The sequence below is a fragment of the Ectothiorhodospira lacustris genome, from assembly GCF_022227785.1.
GTDB classification, from domain to species: domain Bacteria; phylum Pseudomonadota; class Gammaproteobacteria; order Ectothiorhodospirales; family Ectothiorhodospiraceae; genus Ectothiorhodospira; species Ectothiorhodospira lacustris.
Window position 1 is genome coordinate 1 of sequence record NZ_JAJNQM010000115.1, and the last position, 7250, is coordinate 7250.

The 7250-nt window shown below is 60.3% G+C and carries 7 protein-coding genes; 4 read left to right on the forward strand and 3 right to left on the reverse strand.

Translation table 11 applies throughout. The features are described from left to right. Both LQ952_RS14915 and LQ952_RS16085 read left to right on the forward strand, forming a co-directional pair. On the forward strand, window positions 1–307 hold a 307-nt coding region (locus LQ952_RS14915), incomplete at its 5' end, for an ABC transporter ATP-binding protein C-terminal domain-containing protein (RefSeq protein WP_430733776.1). Between the two features lie 42 nt (window positions 308–349). Continuing rightward, the gene (locus tag LQ952_RS16085) at window positions 350–1696 is read left to right on the forward strand and encodes an ATP-binding cassette domain-containing protein (RefSeq protein ID WP_238623419.1); all 1347 of its coding nucleotides are present in this window, start codon (window positions 350–352) and stop codon (window positions 1694–1696) included. Between the two features lie 213 nt (window positions 1697–1909). Here LQ952_RS16085 and LQ952_RS14925 read toward each other — a convergent pair whose 3' ends face one another. Together LQ952_RS14925 and LQ952_RS14930 are read right to left on the reverse strand one after the other, a co-directional pair. Next, window positions 1910–3430 (reverse strand): mechanosensitive ion channel family protein, encoded by a 1521-nt coding sequence (locus LQ952_RS14925; protein WP_238623420.1) that lies wholly within the window; start codon window positions 3428–3430, stop codon window positions 1910–1912. 25 nt (window positions 3431–3455) lie between these two features. Then, entirely contained in the window at window positions 3456–4154 is a 699-nt protein-coding gene (locus LQ952_RS14930; protein WP_238623421.1) for an extensin-like domain-containing protein, read from the reverse strand. Between the two features lie 268 nt (window positions 4155–4422). On the opposite strand from LQ952_RS14930, the gene LQ952_RS14935 reads away from it, so the two are divergent. Next, entirely contained in the window at window positions 4423–4929 is a 507-nt protein-coding gene (locus LQ952_RS14935; protein ID WP_238623422.1) for a ferritin, read from the forward strand. Window positions 4930–6035: 1106 nt separating this feature from the next. On the opposite strand, the gene LQ952_RS14940 is transcribed toward LQ952_RS14935, so the two are convergent. Then, the gene (locus LQ952_RS14940) at window positions 6036–6437 is read right to left on the reverse strand and encodes a polyhydroxyalkanoate granule-associated phasin (protein WP_347402090.1); all 402 of its coding nucleotides are present in this window, start codon (window positions 6435–6437) and stop codon (window positions 6036–6038) included. Window positions 6438–6931: 494 nt separating this feature from the next. Here LQ952_RS14940 and LQ952_RS14945 point away from each other — a divergent pair, with 494 nt between their 5' ends. After that, window positions 6932–7186, forward strand: coding sequence for a hypothetical protein (locus tag LQ952_RS14945; RefSeq protein ID WP_238623424.1), 255 nt, complete (start codon window positions 6932–6934; stop codon window positions 7184–7186). The last annotated feature ends 64 nt before the right edge of the window (window positions 7187–7250 follow it).

Here is a 7250-nt window from a genome sequence, read left to right on the forward strand (position 1 = left end):
CGCCATGCCCTACGGTGCCCTCAAGCGCCTGGAGATCGCCCGCGCCCTGGCCACCCAGCCCTCCATCCTGCTGCTGGACGAACCGGCGGCGGGGTTGAACTCCACCGAGACCGCCGCCCTGGAACAGCTCATCCGCAAGGTGGCGGCCGGCGGCATCACCGTGGTCCTGGTGGAGCACGACATGAAGCTGGTGATGTCGATTTCCGACCGGATCCTGGTGCTGGATTACGGCCGCAAGCTGGCCGAAGGCACGCCCCGGGAGATCCGTGACAACCCGGACGTGATCGCCGCCTACCTGGGCGGCTAGCCCTGTCAAGACGCACCACCCCTCATTACCAGCCGGAATCCCATGACCGAGCATCGCCACGATCCCCGCGAACAGGCCGTCCACATCATCACCCGGGAACACCTGAACCTGTGGCGCATCATCCTGCTGCTGGAACGCCTGCAGCAGGACATCGACGATGCCGCCCAGGTCCCGGATGAGGTCCTGATCAACGCCATCCTGGACTATTTCGAGCACTTCTCCGAGCGGGTGCAGAGTCGTCCCAACGAGATCCTGCTGTTCCAGTGTCTGCGGGCGCGGGTCCCCGACGGCATCCCTGCGCTGGACGAACTGGAACAGGACTACCTCACCGCCCACGACGCCCTGCAGCGCCTGCGCACGCTGCTGCACGAGAGCCTGGACGACTGGCCCCGGGGGCGCGAGCCTTTCATTCAGGCCATGTCCCGGTTCACCCAGACCCTGCGCCGGCATGTCCAACAGGAGGAGCGTGTGCTCATCCCCCAGGCCGGGGCGCTACTGGATGCGTCGGACTGGGAACGGATCGCCCAAGCCAAGGATCAGTACGACGATCCCCTGTTCGGTGAGCGGGTTCGAGAAGAATTCAAGGAACTGCGTCACCGCATCATCAACATGGCTCCCGAACACGTGGGGGGGCTGGGTATCGATCATCCCCGGCGTCTGGCGCCGGCATCGGCCCGGGAGGCGTTGCTGGAGGTGCGGGGTCTGGTCACCTCCTACGGCCGCATCGAAGTGCTGCATGAAGTGGACCTGACCATTTGCCGGGGCGAGATCGTCTCCCTGGTGGGGGCCAACGGCGCGGGCAAGAGCACCCTGCTCATGACCTTGTCCGGTCTGCAGCCCGTGGACCGGGGGGGGCTGACCTATGCCGGGGCGGACCTGACCCGCGTGCCGGCCCACCAGCGGGTGGCCATGGGCATCGTACAGGTGCCGGAGGGCCGGCAGGTATTCCGGGACCTGAGCGTGCATGACAACCTGCGCCTGGGGGCCTTCACCCGCAAGGGCGGGGCGGAGGTGAACGAGGATCTGGAGCGGATCTACGGTCGCTTCCCCATCCTGCGCCAGAAGCGTCACCAGCTGGCGGGGATGCTCTCCGGCGGGCAGCAACAGATGCTGGCCATGGGGCGGGCACTGATGGCCCGGCCCCGGTTGCTGCTGCTGGACGAGCCCAGCATGGGGCTGGCGCCCCTGATCGTGGAAGAGATCTTCGACATCATCCGCGAGCTCAACGGCGAAGGGATCACCGTATTCCTGGTGGAGCAGAATGCCTCCCAGGCCCTGGCCATCTCCGACCGGGCCTATGTCCTGGAAGCGGGCAGGGTGGTTCTGCAAGGCAGCGGTCGCGACCTGCTGGATGACGACAAGGTCAAGGCGGCGTATCTGGGGATTTGATTGGCCTGTTATACGTGTGCGAATCACCCACCAAAAACTCAAGAGTGCCTGTCCCTTATCGTCTTATCGTCCTCAACCTATCGGGCTCGGGGGCGATCCGGCTGAAACGTCCGTGGGCAATGGTCAGACAGTACAGGCCCTCACGGTCGGGAAGTCGGGTGTTCAGGGTGGCGCTGAGACAATGAGTCATCATGCGTCGAACTCCACGCGCCTTCATTTGGCATCGGAAGGGGATGAGGACGTTAATAGATTCTCGCCAGGTGTCCAGGATTTACGCGCCTGTTCCTGGATTTCATTGGCTTCGCTTTGCAGGCCTGCTTCTGCCTCGGTCGCGACGGTCTTGGGTTCGGCGGGCGGCCTCGGCAGAAGAGCCGAGTCGGCAGGTTTCGCAGCCAGTTCGCCATCCATCATGCGTACAGGCATGCCGTGAGGGAAGGTGGCGTTAGCCGCGCCCGCCAGTGAGATTCCAGCATCCTGGAAGGCCCGTTTGACGAGTCGAATGACAGAGGATTTCACTTTCACCCAGCTATGGCGACCGCCATCGAGCCAGAAATACACACGCAGGTTGACCGTGGCCGGTCCAAGATCTTCCACAAGCACCATGGGTTCGGGCTCATTCAAAACGGCCGGATGTTGAGCGAGCACCTTCAAGGCGACTTCCTGGGCAAACGGGATGGAATTCTCGTAGCCGATCCCTACGATGAAATCATCACGGCGATCGGGGTTACTTGTGAAGTTACGGAGTGTGCTCTTGAAGATGGTTGAATTGGGGACTTGCACCTGATTGCCGTCGAGTGTCATCAGAACCGTGGTACGCGAAGTCAGCCGCTGAACGTAACCCGTGATATTGGCCACTTCCACCAGGTCGCCCTCACGAAACGGCTGCTGCAGGCTGAGAAAGAGACTGGCAAGAAAATTCTCGGTGATGTCACGAAATGCGATGCCCAGCACCAACCCGATCAGACCTGTGCCGCCCACCACCGTCAGCGCGAGTTGCGTAAGACCGGCGATACGCAGCACAAGGTACAGGCCGGCAAGCATCACCAGTATCCCACCCGCCCGGGCCAATACTTCGCGCAAAAGCTGGCTGAGGGGGCGAGATCGAAGCCGGCGACGCAGTAGGAACACCGTCAACCTGGCAAGGATCCACGAAATGATGATGACGCTCACCGCCACCACGATCAGGGGCAGGGATCGAATGAGGCCGCGTGCAAGATCATTCAGTACTTGAAAGGCTGGATCAAAATCCCAAACCGTGGTGAGAACCACCTCGATTTCATTGACGACGGCAACGACGCCCTGCGTATTCTTTGCCAGGGTTCCGGCCCACAGCCTGGATTCATCGTTTTCCGTTGTTCCTTTCAGGAAAACAAGGCCCTCCTGGACAGTGACCTCGGGCTCGCTGAACCAGTGTGTCGCGACTAGAATATCCTCGAGTCGTTGCCGGATCTGGTCATCCCTGGCGATGGGTTGGACCTCGACTCGACCTTGGGACTCGGTTGCGCCATCAGGCGCGTTGACCCGCACCAGCCGACCCTCGCTACCGGATAGCGGTTGGGCAGCAACGGAGGTGACCGTAAAAACTGCACAGCACAGGAACGTGGCGCCGATGAGTCTGGCCGCTCGAAACCAGGAAAGACCCCCCGGGCGAACCAAACACTGCCCGCGATGCCAAGGGGTTCCTCTGTTTCGGCCCTGCCCGTACAAGAACTCGCCCAGTAAGCCACCGACCATTCCGATCCCTCCGTCGAGCGCGCCGCTAGCGGCACAGCCGGAAACCGCGCATGCCGAAATGAAAGTGATCGGCATGCGCGGCATTATAGTCCGGGCCCAGTACGTTGCCGAAGATATCGCAGGCGCCGTCCCGGGCCCGGCGTAGAAATTCCCCCGCCTCGCCATCATCGTCCCAGTTTCGCAGCACCGTGACGCGTCGGCCGTCGGCGAACCCGAATGCAGCCACGTCCAACGCCTCGGCGGTGGCATGTTCACTCAAGCGCCCCGCTTCGCGGCCGTAGACGTTGCGACAGCTATAGCTGCCGTAGTGCTGGACACTCGTCAGGCGACTGCCGAATACCTCTTCGGCGGCGGGCTGCAGCCGCTGACGCTCGTAGATCACCCAGGCCAGCGCCAGTGGGCAGCTGGCGACGAAAGCGGCATTGAAATCGACCCCGCTGGCCTGGACGCGCACCACGTTCTCCAGCGGGCAGCCCGCTACCGGCTCATGGTCATCCAGCACGACATAGGTGAGTTCTCCGTCCGGCACCGTATCCAGCGCCGCCAGGCAGCCCTGGCGGTCGTGACTCAGCTGACGAAGCTTCCATTTGCTGACCGGCGTCAGCGGGTCATCCACCGCCAGCGGCTCCCATGGTGCCCAGTGGTGAGGCACGGCTTCCCAGACACGCTGGATCGCCGCGGAACCCGAGACGGCGATGATCAGCAACAAGATGAACTTACCCATGCACTGCCACCCGCGAAGGATTCACCCCAGCCTAAGCCCTGTGCCTCGCCAATGCGATACCCCGGGACAGCAGCAGGATGAATTACAAGCGGCGGCTATTTGCCGAAAACCCACGCCGGCGCGCGGTTGAGCTTGCAATCGGCACGGAAACGTTCAAAGTGGGTGCCAATGAACTTTTTCATCCGACCTGACATGATTATTGCGATAAGAATTGCTTTCAGGTTTTTCTACTTCACAACCCGAGGTCTCCGTCATGATTTCCACTGCAATGGCCGCCAAGATCAGCGACCAGATCAACCGCGAGTTCTACTCAGCATACCTGTATCTCGCCCTTTCGACCGCGGCCGACAACGCCAATCTGCGCGGTACCGCGGCCTGGTTCCTGGGGAAGCACAACGAGGAGATGGCGCACGGGTTGAAGATGGTGCGCTACGTGCTTGACCAGAACGCCAAGGTCACCCACGGCGCGATCGCCGCACCGCCGTCACAGACCGGCTCAGTGCTGTCCATGTTCGAACGCACCCTGGAGCACGCACAGGGGGTCACCGCCGCCATCAACGACATCGTTGACCACGCGCTCAGTGAGAAGGACCATGCCACCAATATCTTCATGCACTGGTTCGTCACCGAGCAGATCGAAGAAGAGGCCACCGTCAATGACATCCTCGGTCGGCTGCGCCTGTTCGGCGACAGCGGCCAAGGGTTGCTCATGATCGACACCGAGCTGGCCGCCGCTGCGAAGATGATGGGGCAGGAGGCGGCGGCCGTCGCCTGAGCGGATCTTCGCCTGATGACGCCACAGTCAGGATGACCCACATCCACCACGGCCCAGCCGCGTGAAAACCTCCCTGATGTCAAAAAAGAAGAAGGAAAAATGTTGCAAGAAGTACAAAGAGGGCAAGCGCTGTAAGGATTGCCCCAAGCGTAAAGCCTGATTTGCCGATACCCGGAGGCCAGACCATACTCCGGGGACAGGTTGCTTCATTCCGGCAAATGACAGCCTGACCGCCAGGATCATGCTCGGCTCAAGCATTGGTTCTTTCACGTCAAGCCGCTATGGTGTCACCGTCCGCAAGCCCGGCCAGCTACCAAGGTCCCGGCCAAAAGGTCTTTGTGCTCTCGGCCTTCACACTGATTCTTGCTACGGTGGCAGTCAAACCTGAGCTTTTCAGAACGAGGTCGTCATGAGTCATCGCCACTCTGGGCGTGCTGTTGATCATCCTGCGCGGCCCCGCTCTCTGGCTCGCCCTGACCATTCCCACCCTCTGGTGCGTGATCGGGTCGCTGACCTTGAGGGTTTCAGCACCCGGAGAAAGCCTACGGAAACCAGCAGCAACAGTCAGAAAAAGGTTTGCGTTTCCATTTTGGAGGTCATTGTTCTGACTCCTTGACGGTTGGCTTTACGATGGGTTTTCCATCCCTCAATGGCAAACCTTCTTTGAACTCTCAAGCACTACCTTACAAATGCCCTGAACGGGAGGGGTGGCGCAACTTGTGCGACGCCTTGGCCCGGTTCCATTGCGAGTATCGTGGCACTACCGGGTCAATGACGTGACGCCGCGATGAACAGACGATGACGGAGCCGTATCCTGGCACGAATTTCCTCGGGGCCAGAAAACATCTCGAAAATCCCGTCGGTTTCCTTTCCCATTTCAGGGATTAGATTGTTGCGGCACTGAATCTCGCGGTCACTGGCATTTAACCGGCAGCCTCTTGAGCGAGGCAGCGTCGATAGAGTGCAACGCTGGACCAGTAGACTGGCTCGGCGGGTAACACGAGGGCGGCGGTTCGACGATGAGCGGGCCGGGTGTCCCGGGTCCGGATGCTTCCCGCGCGGTGCAAGCAGCAAGGCCTGCCCCACCACCTGCCCTCCCTTCCCGGTCAGCTCCGGGCTTTGTGCCCAAGCCGCTTCACGTTTGCCACGGCACGTCGGCGCGCCGGGCCAAGGGAACCCTGCATGCTGGCATTGGCGGCGTTGCCGAACCGGGTAGCCGCAGCGTTCACCAATTCCCCAGCCTGGTACCAAGGGGACCACGCTAGGCGCATCAGGTCGAAACTGAGGTTGATGTACGCACCCATCATCTGCGTCGCTGTGGCATTCCACGACTCGTTGAACGCAGCGAACTTCTCCTCGCTCATGCGATGCATCTCCTTGCGGTCACCGGCCGAAGGCGAGGCACCGGCTAACGCCATACGCGTCATCCGCGCAGCAATCACCACCGGCGCGGCCATGCCCAGCTGCGTCATGTCACTACTCATCTTGCTGTTGTTTCGCCTTGTCATGGTCTTGCCTCTGGTTAAGGATGGGGTGGGCTGCCGGCTCGGGGCGGTTGCATAGGTTCCACATCCATGTGCTGTTCACAGCCACATCGCACGCGATTCTCGTTTGCGGGAGCAGGAATTCCCATCGTTTTGGATGCTACAGAAAACGGGGCATAAAGTTCGTTCGCCAGCGCACGTTGCCATCCTCCCGGCCTGAAGGCTGGACATTCCCGTGAAGTAAAGGACAGTCACTGTTCACTCCAATACGCTTGCCAAGGACCCCCCCGGCATGGCTCCACAGTGGCTGAAGGAACCCGTAAAGGTGATCCACACCTGCGCGAAGCGCCGCTCATGGCCTGCTTGGCCCACCGCCAAAGATACAATCCCCACTATAAAGACGTGCGGTACATGGCTTCGTCCAACAGACGTTTATCCGCCATGCTGCGCACAGCGGATAAACGCTTATATGTTAAATTTCTCCGCGCAAGGTCATTTCAATCAGGTGATAAATCTCGATGGTTATATTTCTAGCAACACGCGAAGGTTATAAAGAGCTCGAACCAATAATCCGTAGCGGAAAATACCCTGTATGGGTTGGTGCTGGAGTGTTGACTGAGGATGAAATGGATGAAATAAGAGCGTTGGGCATCTACCTCACCAATTTTTTATACGCTATAGATCTTGGCAATTCAGAAGTCGTTGAAGAGGCCCTGGAAAGCATAGCTCTTCATCATCCAAAAGAAAGGGTTTGGCTAGAGTGCATACCATAAAATTTAATCGGATAGCCGGGGGTTTTTCTCCCCCGGCCTCCACAACACCCCGCATGCGGGTCCA

Excerpts from the sequence above, each read along its gene's own strand:
- LQ952_RS16085 (WP_238623419.1), top strand. The coding sequence starts at position 350 with ATGACCGAGCATCGCCACGATCCCCGCGAACAGGCCGTCCACATCATC.
- LQ952_RS14935 (WP_238623422.1), top strand. The coding sequence starts at position 4,423 with ATGGCCGCCAAGATCAGCGACCAGATCAACCGCGAGTTCTACTCAGCA.
- LQ952_RS14940 (WP_347402090.1), bottom strand. The coding sequence starts at position 6,437 with ATGACAAGGCGAAACAACAGCAAGATGAGTAGTGACATGACGCAGCTG.
- LQ952_RS14930 (WP_238623421.1), bottom strand. The coding sequence starts at position 4,154 with ATGGGTAAGTTCATCTTGTTGCTGATCATCGCCGTCTCGGGTTCCGCG.
- LQ952_RS14925 (WP_238623420.1), bottom strand. The coding sequence starts at position 3,430 with ATGGTCGGTGGCTTACTGGGCGAGTTCTTGTACGGGCAGGGCCGAAAC.
- LQ952_RS14945 (WP_238623424.1), top strand. The coding sequence starts at position 6,932 with ATGGTTATATTTCTAGCAACACGCGAAGGTTATAAAGAGCTCGAACCA.